The following is a 15109-nucleotide window of genomic DNA, read 5'->3' on the forward strand; positions in this document are numbered from 1 at the left end:
GTACGCACGGTTCTGTGAGAGGGATAAATATGGGATAGACGTAGACTTATTCCATATTTACCCTACTTGATTATTATAGAATTGATTTTGATGAAGTACATCGATGAATATGTAATTTGATTTTATATCTTGCAGAATAGAACAGCATAACTCATTATGAAATTAATACAGATCTTATCCTTTTTTCTTTTCATTTTTTTACTTCAAGCTTGTAATGATACTATTACAGACCCTAATTATCAGTCTGGAACGGCCTATTATCCTATTGAAGAAGGGTGGTATATTCATTATCAGGTAGATAGAGAAGATTCGGAAAAAGAAGAAGGAAATGCTTCATATCAATTAAGAGAGATCATAGGAACACCTTATGATGACGGCTTTGGTGGACAGAATTATCCACTGTACCGCTATAAAAGAGATAGTGAAGGGATGGAGTGGGAGCTAGATTCTGTATGGGCTTTGGCTTATAGAAACAATCATGTGATCAGGTATGAAAATGCGATTCCTTATTTAAAATTAACCAATCCTTTAACGGAAGGAGCAAGATTTAATCAAAATACCTATAATGGTCTGGATGCCGTAACACCAACCGGTATGGATATAAGGTATAAAGTTGAAACCCTAGGAAGGGAACATTCTGTGGATGGGCAGACTTTTGAAAATGCTGCTGTGATTTTAGAAATTAATAATATAAGTACGATCACAAATTCTGAGGAGACAAAAAGAGCCGTTTATCAAAAAGGTATTGGTTTAGTATCTATAGATTATTTCAATATCAAAAAAGTGTATTATGAATTTAATACTACGCAACCTTCATTGGCAGGTAATCCTTATTGTGGCTTAAACGGTACTCAAGAGGTGATTACCCTTGGGAATGGAGAAAGAGTGGATAATCCTTTCTTCGAGCTAGATAACTGTGAAACCAATCCTATTTTTGGTGTGGATGATGATAGTGTTGCACGTTGGATTTTAAGGTGGGAAAACTCAGCTAATCCACCTATTATAGAGACGAAAGATGGAGATTCAGGATCTAAAATTTTAGTTTTGATTAATCCTGCCGAATTCAATGGTTTTAGAGAAACAGGGGAAACAATGAAGCAGAAAATTATAGGATATGGAATTGATAAGACTGTTGACTAATATTCTTTTATGAATACCCCTTAATACTTTTTTCTTTTTGGAATACAAACTCTAAATTGCAGTCCAATTTTTTCTAAAACACGTACCATTCAAAATTTATGGCATTTACGGCAGATTCTATAATGACAGAAATGAAAGCAGGCAAATTTTCGCCGCTGTATTTTTTACAGGGAGATGAGCCTTTTTTTATTGATCAAATCACTGCTTATATAGAGAAAAATGCACTTACTGATGCTGAGAAAAGTTTTAACCAAACGGTTTTGTATGGTAAGGACACTACGTTGACACAGGTTTTAGAAAGTGCAAGAAGGTTCCCTATGATGGCAATGCGTCAGGTAATCATTGTCAAAGAAGGACAGGATCTACCTGATTTGGGAAGAAAAGCAAGTTTGGATATTCTAAACAAGTATGCTGAAAACCCTGTTCCGTCTACAGTCTTGGTTATCGCCTTAAAAAATAAAAAACTTGATGGCCGTACACCCGTGAAGAAAACCATTGAGAAGAATGCCGTTTTCTTGGATGCTAAAAAAATGTACGACAATAAAATTCCTGCTTGGGTAAAACAGTATTGTAGGAGTGAGGGCTACAAAATCAAAGACCGTGCAGTCAACTTAATCACTGAATATATCGGTAATGATCTGGTTCGTATCACAAACGAGTTAGAAAAGTTGATGTTGAATTACAATAAAGAAGCTACTGAAATTACAGAGGCTTTGATTGCGAAACATATTGGAATCAGCAGAGAGTATAATGTTTTTGAATTACAAAATGCTTTGGGTACGAAAGATATCTTGAAAGCGAACAGAATAGTGATGTATTTCAATGATAACCCGAAAAGCAATCCATTTGTAGTAGTTGTAGGTACATTGTATGCTTATTTTTCTAAGCTATTAATGTTACATGAAAACTTCAGTAAAGGAGATCAGGAATTAGCCAAGATTTTGAGTGTGAACCCTTATTTTATCAAAGATTATAGATTAGCTGTAAATAACTTCTCTTACACTAAAGTTTTACAAATTATAGAACACCTTCAAGAAGCCGATTTAAAGGCAAAAGGGATTAGAGCATCACTTTCTGATGACGAAAATCTTAAAGAATTGGTGTTTAAAATCCTCCATTAGTCATTTTTTGATCATTTATCTTTGCGTGATTTTTATTAGAATTAATACGTAAAGATGAAAATATTCAAGTCATATACATTTGAAGCAGCGCATTTCTTGCCTCAAATGCCTGAGGGACACCCTTGTAGAAGAATCCATGGCCACTCATGGAAAATGGAACTTCATTTTGATGGGGAGTTAGTACTTCCTTATGAGTGGGTAATTGATTTTCATGAAATTGACTCAGTAGTTGATCCTATCTACAAAATACTTGATCATAATTTCTTAAATGAAGTGGAAGGATTAGAAAATCCTACTTCAGAAGTGATCTCAATTTGGGTATGGAATAAGATTAAAGAACAACTTCCTGCTTTATGTAAAGTTGTGATTTATGAAACGCCAGAAGCTGGTACAGAATACGTAGGGGAATAATTTATTCTACCTTAAACATAGAAAAAGCCTTAGGTTTATCGTTGAACAATGTTTTGGTTTTCTTCCAAGTAGATTGGAAAAAAGCAGATTGACGGTAATTATCTAAGGCTTTTTCATTTTCCCAGATACTAAACGTCATAAACTGATTTTTTGCAGTAGCATCTTGCAGTAGTTCGACGGATTTACACCCCTCAAATTTCTCAATTGTACCCTTCACTTCAAGGAATAAATTCTCAAATTCCTCAACGCATTCTTGTTTAAACGACATTCTTACAAAACGATGTAACATAATTGACTTGAATTCATGAAAAATATTACAAATTGTCCATGAAAATATGCAACTTTGCAGGATAATAAAAATCACTTCAAGTTATATTTTTAATAATGAAAGAGTCTAACATCAGAGTAAAGGTAGAATTGGATGAAAATAACGTTCCAGAGAAAATTTTCTGGAAAGCAGACGATTCTGATCAAGCGGGTCTACAAGAAACGCGTGCTTTTGATTTGAATATATGGGACCACGAACGTAAGGAAACATTGCGTATTGGTTTATGGGGCAAAGAAATGACAGTGGATGAGATGAAGTTCTTCTACATTGATACAATGGGAGGCATTGCTCAAAACATTTTCAATGCCACTGGAGATGAAAAAATGGCTCAAGAAATTCATGCTATGTGCAAGCGTTTGTCTGATCATGTACATGAAACAAAAAATAAAGGAGAGTAAGTTCTTTAAACAAAGAAGCAACGTTTTAAATAGCTTATTCCTTATCATTAGTCCACTATTCAAATGTGGACTAATGATGAATAAAAACTAATTTTATTGACTCTAAAGAGCATTCTTACCCAAGAAATAAATTTCGAAATGGCTATCCCTTTTAACTAAATTCCCCTTTTATTAGTATTCTATTCGAAATGTAACTAATCGATTTCTCTTTTAGTTTTGTTATTTAACTCCATATTTAGATTTTAAGAAAGAATAAAGAACTTCTTTCGACATGAGCTTTGTTAAAAATTAGAATTTCTATGAAAATTATTTCAATAGTTAGGAATCCTTATTATATTTGTGACAGCAATATTGCTCAACACTCAAAAACATTATTACAATGAGTAAATCAATTTTTTATCATGCAGGCTGTCCTGTTTGTGTAAGCGCAGAACAAGACCTTATCCATCTGATAGGAAAAGAAAAGGTAGAAGTGGTTCATCTAGGTGAAGAAAGTAGTAGAATTGAAGATGCTGAAAAAGCTGGTGTGCTTTCAGTGCCCGCTTTGGTAACTCCTAATGGTAATACACTACATATCAATTTTGGAGCATCTTTGGATGATTTGAAATCTTAGTCTATTTTTTTATCACTAAATGTTAGGAATCCTAATTTAAATAAAGATTGCATTTTATTAAGTTAGGATTCCTAATTAAAAACATTCGCTATGAAACAATTATCGAGTTTAATCTTGATCTTCATTTTTACATTACCAGTATTCTCTCAAGGGAAAAATGAAGATCCGACATTTAAGAATAGTTCAAATTTAAAAATCACGAATGCGACTGTGGTTTTCGATAGTCGATTACAACAGCTCATTTTCACAATGGAGACCGAAGGTTTAGCAGGTGAAGTAACTCCAAAACCTTATGGACAAATGGATGGAGCTCCGGTTTTAGGTTATGTTTTTCCAACTACATTGAGACCTGAAGATGTTGGTTTTAGTAGTACAGAAGGTATAGTAGCATTAGCGTTCACTTCTCATCCTGATTTTGATGATACTCCACTATGGAATGAAAATAACGATAAAAATTATGTGAATGATGGCGTGATTTGGCACCCACACTGGGTAGTGTTGACTCAAGATACTAGAGTACTTGGAGGTTTGGCAGTCAAACAATTCAACCCAAATGATGAAAATGTTGTTTTGCCCCCAACTAATCCTAGAATGCCAATGTATATGGATTCACCAGGGTATCCGGTAATCAATAAAGGAAATACGATAAAAGTGGTTGTTCCAGCCTATCGTATGAGTAACAAAACACAATTTAATTTCGATGCAGTAACCGTTTATATGCAAGTGAATGCCTCCAATTCTCAATATCCTATGCTAGGAGTCTATAATGTGTATTCAATTGCGTCGGGCGATTTGTCTTTGCCTTATTCAGTAAGTGAGAATTAAAAAGTAGTAAAATGAGAAAGTATAATAATATTCTGTCAGTCTTAATTTTAGGGATAATGTTTGGGTTAATTGGATGTTCAAAAGAACATGATATTCAATTAAAACCTGGTGTTGATGACAACTTTAATCTTACATCAGCCTCTGCTATTTACAATTCAGATTTAGAACAAGTTGTGATGTCTATGGAAGTGCAGGGTTTGGCTGGTGGGACAACCCCAACACCACTTGGACAATTGGACGGTGCATCAGTGTTTGGTTATGTTTTCCCGACAACGCTTAAAAGTAATGATGTTGGGTTTGGAATTACAGAGGGGATTGTGGCTATGGCGTTGTCTGGCATCCACACTGGGTTTTATTGATTGATGACCCAAGAGTAGAAGGAGGGTTAGCTGTAAAGCAATTTGAGGTGGATGATCCTAGTGTTATTTTACCTCCAACCAACCCAGGTATGCCAATGTACATGGATTCTCCAGGGTATCAAGTTGTGACGAATGGGAATACTATTTCGGTAGTGATACCATTGGCTTTTATAAATAATCAAACCAACTTCAATTTTGATGCTGTGTCTGTGAGGATGCAGGTGAATACATCAGATTCTGATTTGCCAATGTTGGGTGTTTATCAAGTTTATGAAATAATGTCAGAAAATTTATCATTGCCTTTTCAAGTACAATAAGATTATCTGAATTTATGTTCAGTTCTAGCATAAAAAGGAGTAAAATATTAACCTAAAACAGCTTAAAAAATGGAAGAAATAATACAAAGAGAGGTCAATGTATGGGATACTTATGTTACAAAAAAAGACGGTAATACCATGCACTTTGATATAATAGCTCCAGTGGAAGTGAGTGATGCCGAAATCATTTACAATTATGGTAAAGCTTATATGAAAATGAAAGGACAGGAAGGAGCTTCACTTTCCTCTAAGCAGTGTAAACTTTGCCATATTGAAACATTAAAACCGGAATGGTTAGAAGAAATTGTTCAGAAAGGGTATTTCATCATTGAGATGGAAGGATGTAATTAGTAAAATAAAATTAGGATTGCTAACTTTATGGTAAGTACTAAGTCAATAATTAATTTTTGGCTTAGTACTTCATCCTAATTTTTTAATTGCTATCAGTTTTGAATATCGAATCAAAAATACTCGGTGGATTAGAAAGGCTTTCAGAAGCTTTAAAAGCGTTGCTTTGGGAAAAGGCCAAAACGTTTGGAATTAGTCCTATTCAGATCCAGATTTTGTTGTTTGTGTCAAATCATAAAAGGGAAATTTGTAATGTGAGCTACCTAGCGAAGGAGTTTAATGTGACAAAAGCTACGATCAGTGATGCGGTAAGAATACTATTAAAAAAGGAATACCTAGAAAAGGATTATTCCCCAACAGATAACCGTAGGTATAATTTATTAATGACCTCATCAGGTGTAGAACTCGTTCATCAACTAGAGGGGTATGCTGATGTTTTCAATAAAGAATTATCCTCTTTCGGTGAACAGGAACTCGCTAATGTATTTAACACTTTATCAAAACTAATTTTCCAGTTAAATCAAAAAGGTATTATCCAAGTTCAAAGAACCTGCTACAACTGTAAATTTTATAGTGGAGATAAAATAGAAAACCATTATTGTAATCTACTAAATAGTAAACTTAGTGCTGAAGAAATACAAATTGATTGTGATGAATTTGAGGAGTAAATGATCCATTAGAAATCTGCAGTGCTGTCATAATAATTTTAGATAAGAGCTTGTTTTTATTTTTTCTGAACGTTTGATATGAACACAGGAATCCTACTCATTTGTTTAACTATTTTTGGATTAAGTCTTTGGAAAGTGTATCTAGGGGCTGTGATTGCCAATATTATAGGTCTTAATTACTTCCAAATGATCCTCTTGAATCTTTCTTCTGTTTTGACCTCATCCCTTATCACTATTTTTGTAGGGCAGAACATCAGTAATCTTATCATTAAAAAGAGGAAAAGTGGCTATAATAAAAATTTAAAGAAGGTAATGGTATTGTGGAGAAGATACGGTTTCTGGAGTGCGGTGACACTGGCGCCGGTCCTATTTGGTATCCCTACCTATATTTTGATTGGTATAAGGTTGAGAGAATCAAAATTCTCATTATTGGTATCAATTCTAATTTCTTCAACAATTTGGCTGACGGTCTGTTATTTCTTAATGGATATATGGGACTTTTCTAAATATCTTGATGTGGAGAAATATTTAACCTTTGTGTAGTTTATTCTAACTTATGTTAAAGTACTTTTAAAAATTTCTCATTCATTTTCTCAAGCTTTTATTTTGTCTTTGTACTAGAAGATTAAAATACAACTAAAATATAATGAAATACCTCTTTTTATTGTTTATCGCTTTATTTTTAAATACCTCTTTATACGCTCAAGAAGAACCTTTGTCCAAAACAGAAGCAGAAGAAAAGTTTAGACAAATTATGATGAGCAGTGATGTTAATGTTGGAGGTTTATCAGAGTTAAGGTATTATATCGAAACAGGAAATGTAAACTTTGATGATTACCTCTATATCGCTCAATTATTACAAGAATACCCTGCTTATACAGTGACACTTTTGGAAACAGCCCGCCAAATTTCCTTTTCTAGAAGAGAGACTACACTTTATAAAAGTTTGATTGAGTTGCCATTTTTAGATTTAGCCTCAAAGTATAAGTCTGAAATTCATAAATTTGTATTATTAGCACTGCGTTCAAAGAATGAAGAAGAGGATGCTAAATTGCAAGCCCAAATTGATGATTTGATCAGCAAGTGCCATTATAAAACAATGGAAGCCTTTAAGGAAGGTCAGACAAACTAAAAAATAAGGAAATGTGTATGGATTTTGGACGGTTAAAAGATATCTCAGGAGTTAATTTTAAACTTCCGGAGCAGGATCATTATTCTAAAATGATGCTTCGCAATCATCCAAACTTTATCAATTTATTTAATTTCAGAATTGGAGCTCCTGCTTGGTCTTGTTCTGAATGGAAAGGGAAAATATATCCTGATAAAGCACCACCCAATACCTTTTTACATTATTACAGTCAGCATTTTGATACCATAGAACTAAACTCCACCCATTATGGGATTCCAAAATCTGATACCTTGATCAAATGGAAATCTACCGTTCATGATTCTTTCAAGTTCAATCCGAAATTTCTGCAGTCTGTAAGTCATAAAAAAAGATTGCTTCACTGTAAAAATGATATTTATGAATTCACAGAAGAGATGCGGTTGTTTGAAGATAAATTAGGGTATACATGGTTACAAATGCCACCTGATTTCACAACCAAAGAATCACTTCCTCTGCTGAAATTTATAGAAGCCTTTCCTGATGATATGAAGTTAGCATTGGAGCTTCGACATCCTTCATGGTTTACTGATGAGCAAAAGTTGGATGAACTATCTGAGTTGTTGACAGCAAAAGGCTATGCAATGATCATTACTGATGTGGCAGGTAGAAGAGATGTGCTTCACATGAGAGTGACTACTCCTACAATTATGGTGAGGTTTGTTGGTAACGAAATGCACACAACGGATTTTTCAAGAGTGGATGATTGGATGAAAAGAATTCAATCTTTCAAACGACAAGGTTTACAGGAAGTCTACTTTTTTGCTCATCAACCCGAAGATATTTTATGTCCGGAGCTGGGGCATTATATCGGAACTCAGGTGAAAAAGTCACTCGATCCCAACATTATTTACCCAATTCTTAGAGAAAAGACAGAACAACGATCACTTTTTTGATCTAGTTACAAGCATTGACATACTTTATTTGCTAATTGAGAAGAACTCCTTTAGCTTTGCACAAACAAAATGTGAAATCTTCGAAGTATGTCTTCTCGTACACAAACAAAATTTATTTTTGTCACAGGTGGTGTGACATCATCCCTTGGAAAAGGAATCATTTCTGCGTCTCTTGGCAAACTATTACAGGCAAGGGGCTATTCCGTAACCATTCAGAAATTTGATCCATATCTAAATGTCGATCCAGGTACTATGAATCCTTATGAGCACGGTGAGTGTTATGTAACGGATGACGGTGCTGAAACTGACTTGGATTTAGGTCACTATGAGCGTTTCTTAAATGTTCCTACTTCTCAGGCAAATAATGTAACAACGGGTAGAATCTATCACAATGTTATCTCAAAAGAGCGTGAAGGGGCATATTTAGGAAAAACAGTTCAAGTAATTCCACACATCACAGATGAAATTAAAAACAATTTCTACAAAGTAGCTGATAATGGCGAGTATGATATCGTTATTACAGAGATCGGTGGTTGTGTTGGTGACATTGAGGCCTTGCCATTTATTGAAGCCGTTCGTCAAGCAAGATTAGAGCTTGGAGCTTCAAGATCTATGGTAATTCACCTTACGTTAGTTCCTTATTTAAGAGCTGCGGGTGAATTAAAAACAAAGCCTACACAGCACTCAGTAAAACAATTATTGGAAGCAGGTGTACAGCCAAACATCTTAGTTTGCCGTACTGAGCACCATATTCCAATGGACATGCGTCGTAAGATTGCATCGTTCTGTAACGTTGACCTTAATGCTGTAATTGAATCATGTGATGCATCTACTATCTATGATGTGCCGTTATTGATGCAAAAAGAAAAACTTGATGAAATCGTATTGATGAAATTAAGTTTGCCAGCTTACCAAGATCCAAATATTGATAATTGGTTGAGCTTCCTTCAAAAATTAAAGAATCCAAAAGATACTTTAAGAGTAGGTTTGGTTGGTAAGTATGTTGAATTGCCAGATGCTTACAAGTCAATCGTAGAAGGTTTTGTTCACGCAGGTGCTGTGAATGAAGTAAAAGTGCAGTTGGAATACATCAAAGCGGAAGAACTACTAGATAGAGAAGAAGCTGTGAAGATTTTGACAAGTTTAGACGGTGTTCTAGTAGCTCCAGGATTTGGTGAAAGAGGTATGGAAGGAAAAATCAACGCTTGTAGTATTGCAAGAGAAGAGAAAATTCCTTTCTTCGGTATCTGTCTTGGTATGCAGTCAGCAGTAATTGCTTTCGGTAGAGATAAGGTTGGTTTGTCAAGTGCTAATTCATCAGAGATGGATGAGACGACAACTGAACCGGTAATCGACTTGATGGAAGACCAGAAAAACCTTTCTCAAATGGGAGGTACAATGCGTTTAGGTGCTTATCCTTGTGAATTAAAAGAAGGATCTAGAGCACAAAAGGCGTATAAAACTTCAAAAATCTCTGAGCGTCATAGACACAGATATGAGTTTAACAACAAGTATTTGGAGCAATATGAAGCAGCAGGTATGATTGCTACGGGTATCAACCCTAAATCAGGCTTGGTAGAGATCGTTGAAATTCCTGATCATCCTTATTACGTGGGTGCACAGTTCCACCCTGAGTATAAGTCTACAGTAGAAAATCCACATCCTTTATTCGTTGCATTTGTAAAAGCAGTGAAGGATTTGAAAGATAGCAAAGAGGTTGTAAGTGCTTAATTACAATCTGTTTAAAAGTAAGCCCATAGGTAATTCTATCTATGGGCTTTCCTTTTTAAAATTCTTTTATTGTCTTTTTTCAAGATTAAGACAATAAAATTCGTAACTTTGCACGCATTTTAAGTACAAAAAGAACGAAATCATCAATAATATTTATTGATGTCGTAAATTAATAAGAGTAAAATGGATAAGAATCAAACGACAGGTTTTCTGTTGTTATCCGCACTATTAGTAGGGTACATGTTTTTCTTTCAACCGGAAACTCCGTTGGAAGAACCTACTCAGACGCAAGAAACTACTGCTCCTGTAGTAGAAGGACAAACAGAAAATCAAACTTTTCAAACAGCTCAAGTTGAAAGTGACTCAGTATTAATGCAAAAATTTGGTGTGTTCGGAAGTGTAATGAACGGCACATCTAAAGAAGTTGCGATAGAGAATGAAAGTGTAAAGATCACTTTTGATACTAAAGGAGGTCACGTTACCGATGTATTGTTAAAAACTTACCAAACATACGACAAACAACCTTTACATTTAGTTGACCCTGCACATTACAAAGTAGAAGAGAAAATACCTACGCAATATGGGATAATTGATATCAATACATTAAACTATACTGCAAACGTTTCTATTGCTAAAGATAAAGTGGAAATGATTGCTACAACTGCTGAAGGAAATGTTCTTATTAAGAGAACATACTCTTTAGAAGGTGAAGATTCTTATGTAGTGGATTATGATTTGGACCTTTCAGGTGCTCAGCCATTCATCCAAGGACAAGATATCTCTTATGTGTGGCATCAAGATATGAAAGCAGTAGAGAAGGATATGAAAACTTCTCGTCAGAAAACTACTGTAAACTACTTCACGAAGAAAGACGACTTTGATTACTTGTCAATGACTTCAACTTCAAAAGAAGAAGAAGCAATTCAAGAACCGTTAGCGTGGGTATCTGCAAAGCAAAAGTTCTTTAACGTTGCATTGATCACAGACCAGCAATTCAACAGAGCGAATTTGATTTCAGATTATGAAGAGAACAATACAGAGATCGTAAAATCTTTTGATATTGCTTTCCAAATTCCTTTAAATACGCTTCAAGCTGCGAACCTTAGATATTACTTCGGACCAAACGATTACCGTGTTTGTGAGGCTGTAACTACAGGTTTTGAAGATAACGTATACTTAGGTTGGGCTTGGACTACTCCACTTTCAAAATACATCTTTATTCCAATCTTCGAATTCTTAGAAGAATTTGAGTTAGGTTACGGATTGATCATCTTTATTATGGTGGTATTGGTGAAGTCAGTACTTTACCCACTTACTTTCAACTCTTACAAGTCAATGGCAAAAATGCGTTTGTTGAAGCCAGAGATGGATGAGTTAAAAGAGAAGTACGGTGATGACCAAATGAAGATTCAGCAAGAAACGATGAGCCTTTACAGAAAGGTAGGAGCGAACCCATTATCAGGTTGTATTCCTATGTTGGCTCAGATGCCTTTCTTCGTTGCACTATATAACTTCTTCCCTAATGCCTTGCAATTAAGAGGACAAGCATTCTTATGGGCAGATGATTTGTCAACATATGACTCGATCTTAGATTTACCATTCAGCATTCCTGCATATGGTGATCACGTGTCATTATTTACTTTACTTTGGGCGGTTTCAATGTTAGGTTATACTTACTTCCAGAACCAGTCACAGGTACAGTCAAACCCTCAGATGCAGATGGTATCTTACATCTCACCTGTATTCTTCTTGTTTTTCTTCAACAGCTTTGCAGCTGGTTTAACGTACTACTACTTCGTATCGAACTGTATCACTATCGTTCAGCAAATTGCTTCTAAGAAATTTGTAAACGAAGAGAAGATCCGTGCCGTCATGGAAGAGAATAAAAAGAAAAATGCCAATAAAAAAGCAGGTGGATTTGCTGCACGTTTAGACGAGGCAATGAAAGCACAGCAAAAGGCACAACAAGAAAATAAAAAGAAGAATAAATAATTCTCTTTTAGCGATAAGAAAAGCCCATCAAATTAAGTTTTGATGGGCTTTTTTGATGCTTTAAATTTTATATCAATAATTTTGATGCAAATTCTTTTCTAGTCGACATTATGAAAAGAACCCCTTAATCTTGTCCCAGATCGTTTCCTCAATTTTATTTATTTCTCCAACTTTTACAGAGGGGCTACTTTTTTTCTTTCCTTTTGGTTGTAAAGGAATTGGGTTGTTTGTCAGTCTTTTGAACCACTGTCTTTGCTCAATCTGTAATAGATAATCCTCTAGTGGCATATCCTGACCCCACATTCTCTGAAGTTTTTCGATTCTACCTTTAGCGTCATCTACACTCATTTCTGTGCGTGCAGCGATAGATTCATCAGATAGTTTTTGGTTAAAATGCAGTTGAAGTAAAAGTAGGTCTTCATCTTTAAATTTAATTTCTACTTCTTCTATATCAAACTCATCTGGATTACTTGGGAAATGCCTCTTGATGATATCAATAAATTCTTCCTCGCTAGAGGTCTTTGCATAAAGCGTATGAGTCAAGGCCTTACAGAAGCCTCTCTGGAATAAATATTTATCTTCTATATCCTTTTCTTCTAAAATAGGGTAGAAGAAGTCGTTGTAGGCTCTTTGAATAATTCTTTCTTCTTTATTCTGAAAACCTAATATATATCTTGACGAGGGGAGTAGTATTCTTTCTTTCATAGTTTAAAATTAAAAACAAAAAGGCTAAGATCTTTCAATCCTAGCCTTTTGTTGAGAAGAAAAGTTTTGCTTAGTAAGCTCTAACTTCTTTTCCTTCCATATAATTTACAAAAGCTGTGTGTACCACTTTCATACCCCCTTTAGTTGGGAAGTTACCAGTGAAGTACCAATCACCTAAGTGATTTGGACAAGCTTCGTTTAAGTTCTCTACAGATTGGTAGATAACCTCTACATCCGCCTTAATATGATCTAACTTGATAATGTTCGCAATTTCCTTGCTGATTTCATCATCTGTAAAGTTATTGTAAAGCGATTGTACGTGGTTTACTTCAAAGTCCTCAGCACGTAAGATTGATTTTGAACGATAGTAGATTTCGTCCAGTAAATCTTCTTTGCCTGTCTTTTTCATCAAGTTCACCATTGCTCTGAAAGCAACGAATTCCTTCATTTTCGACATGTTGATGCCGTAACAGTCAGGGTATCTGATTTGAGGCGCAGAAGAAACAACAATGATACGTTTTGGCTCTAAGCGGTCTAACATATTGATGATAGACTTTTCAAGCGTAGTACCACGAACAATAGAGTCGTCTAAAACTACTAGAGTATCTACTTTCTTTTTGATTACTTCGTACGTAGTATCGTATACGTGAGCAACCATATCGTCCCTCATAGTATCATCAGCAATAAAAGTACGAGCTTTTACGTCTTTGATTACTAATTTTTCCTGACGAGGTCTGAAAGTCATTAATTGTTCCAACTCTTCTCCAGAGACACCTTTTTCTACTGCTTCCAGACGCTTTTTCACTAAGTACTTGTCAATACCAGCCATCATACCCAAGAATGCAGTTTCAGCTGTATTTGGAATGTATGAGAATACTGTATTTTCAAGATCGTAGTTTAATGATTCAAGTACTTTTGGAACAAGCAACTCACCAAGTTTCTTTCTTTCGCTGTAGATAGCAGGATCAGTACCTCTTGAGAAGTAGATTCTTTCAAAGCTACACGAAAGTTTTTCTTTAGGAGTCAAGTATTCCACTTCCTTGTAATTGGCGTCCTTGTCAATGATAAGAGCATTACCAGGACCAATTTCCTGAATCTTATCATATTCAGCATTGAAAGCTGTTTTGATAGCTGTTTTTTCTGATGCAACAACGATGATCTCATCATCAGCATAATAATATGCCGGACGGATACCGTTTACGTCTCTTGCAACAAAACCAGCACCATGTCCTGTAAGACCCATGATAGCATAACCACCATCAAAATCTTTACAAGAACGAGAAAGTACTTTTGAAAGGTCAAGCTCTTTTTCAATACGCTCAGAGATAGCAATATTGTCTAAACCTTGCTCTTTGTACTGTTGGAATAAATCCTGAACTTCAATGTCAAGGAAATGACCGATTTTTTCCATTACTGTCACCGTATCAACATTTTCCTTAGGGTGTTGCCCTAAAGTAACCAACTTGTTGAATAACTCGTCTACGTTGGTCATGTTGAAGTTTCCAGCCATGATTAACTGTCTGCTTCTCCAGTTGTTGTTACGCATGAAGGGGTGGCAATGTCCAATAGTGTTTTTACCATGAGTACCATAGCGGAGGTGCCCCATGTAAACATCGCCCATGTAAGGAATGTTTTCTCTTAAATAATCTGCATCAAGATATTTGGTAGTGTCCTTGCTTATCTTGTTCAGTTTTTTTCCTACCTTTTTGAAGATGTCATTGATAGGATCAGCTTCAATCGACCGAGCTCTGTCAATAAATGGATTGCCGGGTTTCATATTGAGTTTGATACTCGCAATACCTGCACCATCTTGACCACGGTTGCGCTGCTTTTCCATTAATAGGTACATCTTACTGATCGCATATGTAGGAGTGCCATATTTCTCTATGAAATAAGACAGCGGCTTCCTAAGTCGTAGCATTGCAATGCCACACTCGTGTTTTATGACTTCACTCACTGGAGTATAGAGGTTAAATTAAATCCACTGCAAAAAAAGTCTTATTTCTATCTATTACCAAATTACCATCAATAAAATATTAAGGATATGTGATATAAAGATGAAATAAGACTCATTATTATGTCTCTTTTACAA

Annotated in this window: 18 protein-coding genes; 15 read left to right on the top strand and 3 right to left on the bottom strand. The window is 35.3% G+C overall.

Annotation, left to right across the window (positions count from 1 at the left end):
• Positions 1-156: 156 nt before the first annotated feature.
• From HHU12_RS21115 to queD, 3 genes are all read left to right on the top strand, one after another.
• Positions 157-1140 carry a hypothetical protein gene (locus HHU12_RS21115; protein WP_169658727.1) on the top strand — a complete coding sequence of 328 codons (984 nt, stop codon included), beginning with the start codon at positions 157-159 and terminating at the stop codon, positions 1138-1140.
• Between the two features lie 98 nt (positions 1141-1238).
• Positions 1239-2261 (top strand): DNA polymerase III subunit delta, encoded by a 1023-nt coding sequence (holA, locus tag HHU12_RS21120; protein WP_169658728.1) that lies wholly within the window; start codon positions 1239-1241, stop codon positions 2259-2261.
• Between the two features lie 54 nt (positions 2262-2315).
• Entirely contained in the window at positions 2316-2672 is a 357-nt protein-coding gene (gene queD, locus HHU12_RS21125; RefSeq protein WP_169658729.1) for a 6-carboxytetrahydropterin synthase QueD, read from the top strand.
• A 1-nt stretch (position 2673) separates the two neighbouring features.
• Here queD and HHU12_RS21130 read toward each other — a convergent pair whose 3' ends face one another.
• Entirely contained in the window at positions 2674-2961 is a 288-nt protein-coding gene (locus tag HHU12_RS21130) for a putative quinol monooxygenase (protein ID WP_169658730.1), read from the bottom strand.
• Positions 2962-3056: 95 nt separating this feature from the next.
• Between HHU12_RS21130 and gldC the strand changes: the two genes are divergently transcribed.
• The 12 genes from gldC (at position 3057) to yidC (ending at position 12312) form a co-directional block, all read left to right on the top strand.
• Complete coding sequence (gene gldC, locus HHU12_RS21135; protein ID WP_044201750.1) at positions 3057-3398, top strand: gliding motility protein GldC; 342 nt, start codon at positions 3057-3059, stop codon at positions 3396-3398.
• A gap of 379 nt (positions 3399-3777) precedes the next feature.
• Positions 3778-4011, top strand: coding sequence for a thioredoxin family protein (locus HHU12_RS21140; protein ID WP_169658731.1), 234 nt, complete (start codon positions 3778-3780; stop codon positions 4009-4011).
• Positions 4012-4101: 90 nt separating this feature from the next.
• Positions 4102-4836 (top strand): hypothetical protein, encoded by a 735-nt coding sequence (locus tag HHU12_RS21145; protein ID WP_169658732.1) that lies wholly within the window; start codon positions 4102-4104, stop codon positions 4834-4836.
• 56 nt (positions 4837-4892) lie between these two features.
• A complete protein-coding gene (locus tag HHU12_RS35080; RefSeq protein WP_205959946.1) occupies positions 4893-5195 on the top strand; it encodes a hypothetical protein in 303 nt (100 codons plus the stop codon).
• The gene (locus tag HHU12_RS35085; RefSeq protein WP_205959947.1) at positions 5192-5512 is read left to right on the top strand and encodes a hypothetical protein; all 321 of its coding nucleotides are present in this window, start codon (positions 5192-5194) and stop codon (positions 5510-5512) included. The genes HHU12_RS35080 and HHU12_RS35085 overlap by 4 nt, the downstream gene beginning before the upstream one ends.
• A gap of 69 nt (positions 5513-5581) precedes the next feature.
• Positions 5582-5863, top strand: a complete 282-nt coding sequence (locus HHU12_RS21155) for a DUF2024 family protein (RefSeq protein WP_169658733.1) — start codon at positions 5582-5584, stop codon at positions 5861-5863.
• Positions 5864-5961: 98 nt separating this feature from the next.
• Complete coding sequence (locus tag HHU12_RS21160) at positions 5962-6528, top strand: MarR family winged helix-turn-helix transcriptional regulator (protein ID WP_205959948.1); 567 nt, start codon at positions 5962-5964, stop codon at positions 6526-6528.
• 78 nt (positions 6529-6606) lie between these two features.
• Complete coding sequence (locus HHU12_RS21165) at positions 6607-7071, top strand: hypothetical protein (RefSeq protein ID WP_169658735.1); 465 nt, start codon at positions 6607-6609, stop codon at positions 7069-7071.
• Positions 7072-7174: 103 nt separating this feature from the next.
• Entirely contained in the window at positions 7175-7660 is a 486-nt protein-coding gene (locus HHU12_RS21170; RefSeq protein WP_169658736.1) for a hypothetical protein, read from the top strand.
• A 17-nt stretch (positions 7661-7677) separates the two neighbouring features.
• A complete protein-coding gene (locus tag HHU12_RS21175) occupies positions 7678-8589 on the top strand; it encodes a DUF72 domain-containing protein (protein ID WP_169658737.1) in 912 nt (303 codons plus the stop codon).
• Positions 8590-8676: 87 nt separating this feature from the next.
• On the top strand, positions 8677-10320 hold the full coding sequence (locus tag HHU12_RS21180; RefSeq protein ID WP_169658738.1) for a CTP synthase: 1644 nt from the start codon (positions 8677-8679) through the stop codon (positions 10318-10320).
• A gap of 183 nt (positions 10321-10503) precedes the next feature.
• On the top strand, positions 10504-12312 hold the full coding sequence (gene yidC / locus HHU12_RS21185) for a membrane protein insertase YidC (protein WP_169658739.1): 1809 nt from the start codon (positions 10504-10506) through the stop codon (positions 12310-12312).
• Positions 12313-12420: 108 nt separating this feature from the next.
• On the opposite strand, the gene HHU12_RS21190 is transcribed toward yidC, so the two are convergent.
• On the bottom strand, positions 12421-13017 hold the full coding sequence (locus tag HHU12_RS21190; RefSeq protein ID WP_169658740.1) for a PDDEXK family nuclease: 597 nt from the start codon (positions 13015-13017) through the stop codon (positions 12421-12423).
• Positions 13018-13087: 70 nt separating this feature from the next.
• Positions 13088-14974: an amidophosphoribosyltransferase gene (locus HHU12_RS21195; protein ID WP_169658741.1), complete on the bottom strand. Its 1887-nt coding sequence runs from the start codon at positions 14972-14974 to the stop codon at positions 13088-13090.
• Positions 14975-15109: the final 135 nt, after the last annotated feature.

Origin of the sequence: Flammeovirga aprica JL-4 (assembly GCF_012844305.1) — a bacterium.
In the GTDB taxonomy this organism is placed as follows: domain Bacteria; phylum Bacteroidota; class Bacteroidia; order Cytophagales; family Flammeovirgaceae; genus Flammeovirga; species Flammeovirga aprica.

Excerpts from the sequence above, each read along its gene's own strand:
- HHU12_RS21175 (WP_169658737.1), top strand. The coding sequence starts at position 7,678 with ATGGATTTTGGACGGTTAAAAGATATCTCAGGAGTTAATTTTAAACTT.
- HHU12_RS21140 (WP_169658731.1), top strand. The coding sequence starts at position 3,778 with ATGAGTAAATCAATTTTTTATCATGCAGGCTGTCCTGTTTGTGTAAGC.
- yidC (WP_169658739.1), top strand. The coding sequence starts at position 10,504 with ATGGATAAGAATCAAACGACAGGTTTTCTGTTGTTATCCGCACTATTA.
- HHU12_RS21170 (WP_169658736.1), top strand. The coding sequence starts at position 7,175 with ATGAAATACCTCTTTTTATTGTTTATCGCTTTATTTTTAAATACCTCT.
- HHU12_RS21180 (WP_169658738.1), top strand. The coding sequence starts at position 8,677 with ATGTCTTCTCGTACACAAACAAAATTTATTTTTGTCACAGGTGGTGTG.
- HHU12_RS21190 (WP_169658740.1), bottom strand. The coding sequence starts at position 13,017 with ATGAAAGAAAGAATACTACTCCCCTCGTCAAGATATATATTAGGTTTT.
- HHU12_RS35080 (WP_205959946.1), top strand. The coding sequence starts at position 4,893 with ATGTTTGGGTTAATTGGATGTTCAAAAGAACATGATATTCAATTAAAA.
- HHU12_RS21130 (WP_169658730.1), bottom strand. The coding sequence starts at position 2,961 with ATGTTACATCGTTTTGTAAGAATGTCGTTTAAACAAGAATGCGTTGAG.
- HHU12_RS21165 (WP_169658735.1), top strand. The coding sequence starts at position 6,607 with ATGAACACAGGAATCCTACTCATTTGTTTAACTATTTTTGGATTAAGT.
- holA (WP_169658728.1), top strand. The coding sequence starts at position 1,239 with ATGGCATTTACGGCAGATTCTATAATGACAGAAATGAAAGCAGGCAAA.
- HHU12_RS21145 (WP_169658732.1), top strand. The coding sequence starts at position 4,102 with ATGAAACAATTATCGAGTTTAATCTTGATCTTCATTTTTACATTACCA.
- HHU12_RS21115 (WP_169658727.1), top strand. The coding sequence starts at position 157 with ATGAAATTAATACAGATCTTATCCTTTTTTCTTTTCATTTTTTTACTT.
- HHU12_RS21155 (WP_169658733.1), top strand. The coding sequence starts at position 5,582 with ATGGAAGAAATAATACAAAGAGAGGTCAATGTATGGGATACTTATGTT.
- gldC (WP_044201750.1), top strand. The coding sequence starts at position 3,057 with ATGAAAGAGTCTAACATCAGAGTAAAGGTAGAATTGGATGAAAATAAC.
- queD (WP_169658729.1), top strand. The coding sequence starts at position 2,316 with ATGAAAATATTCAAGTCATATACATTTGAAGCAGCGCATTTCTTGCCT.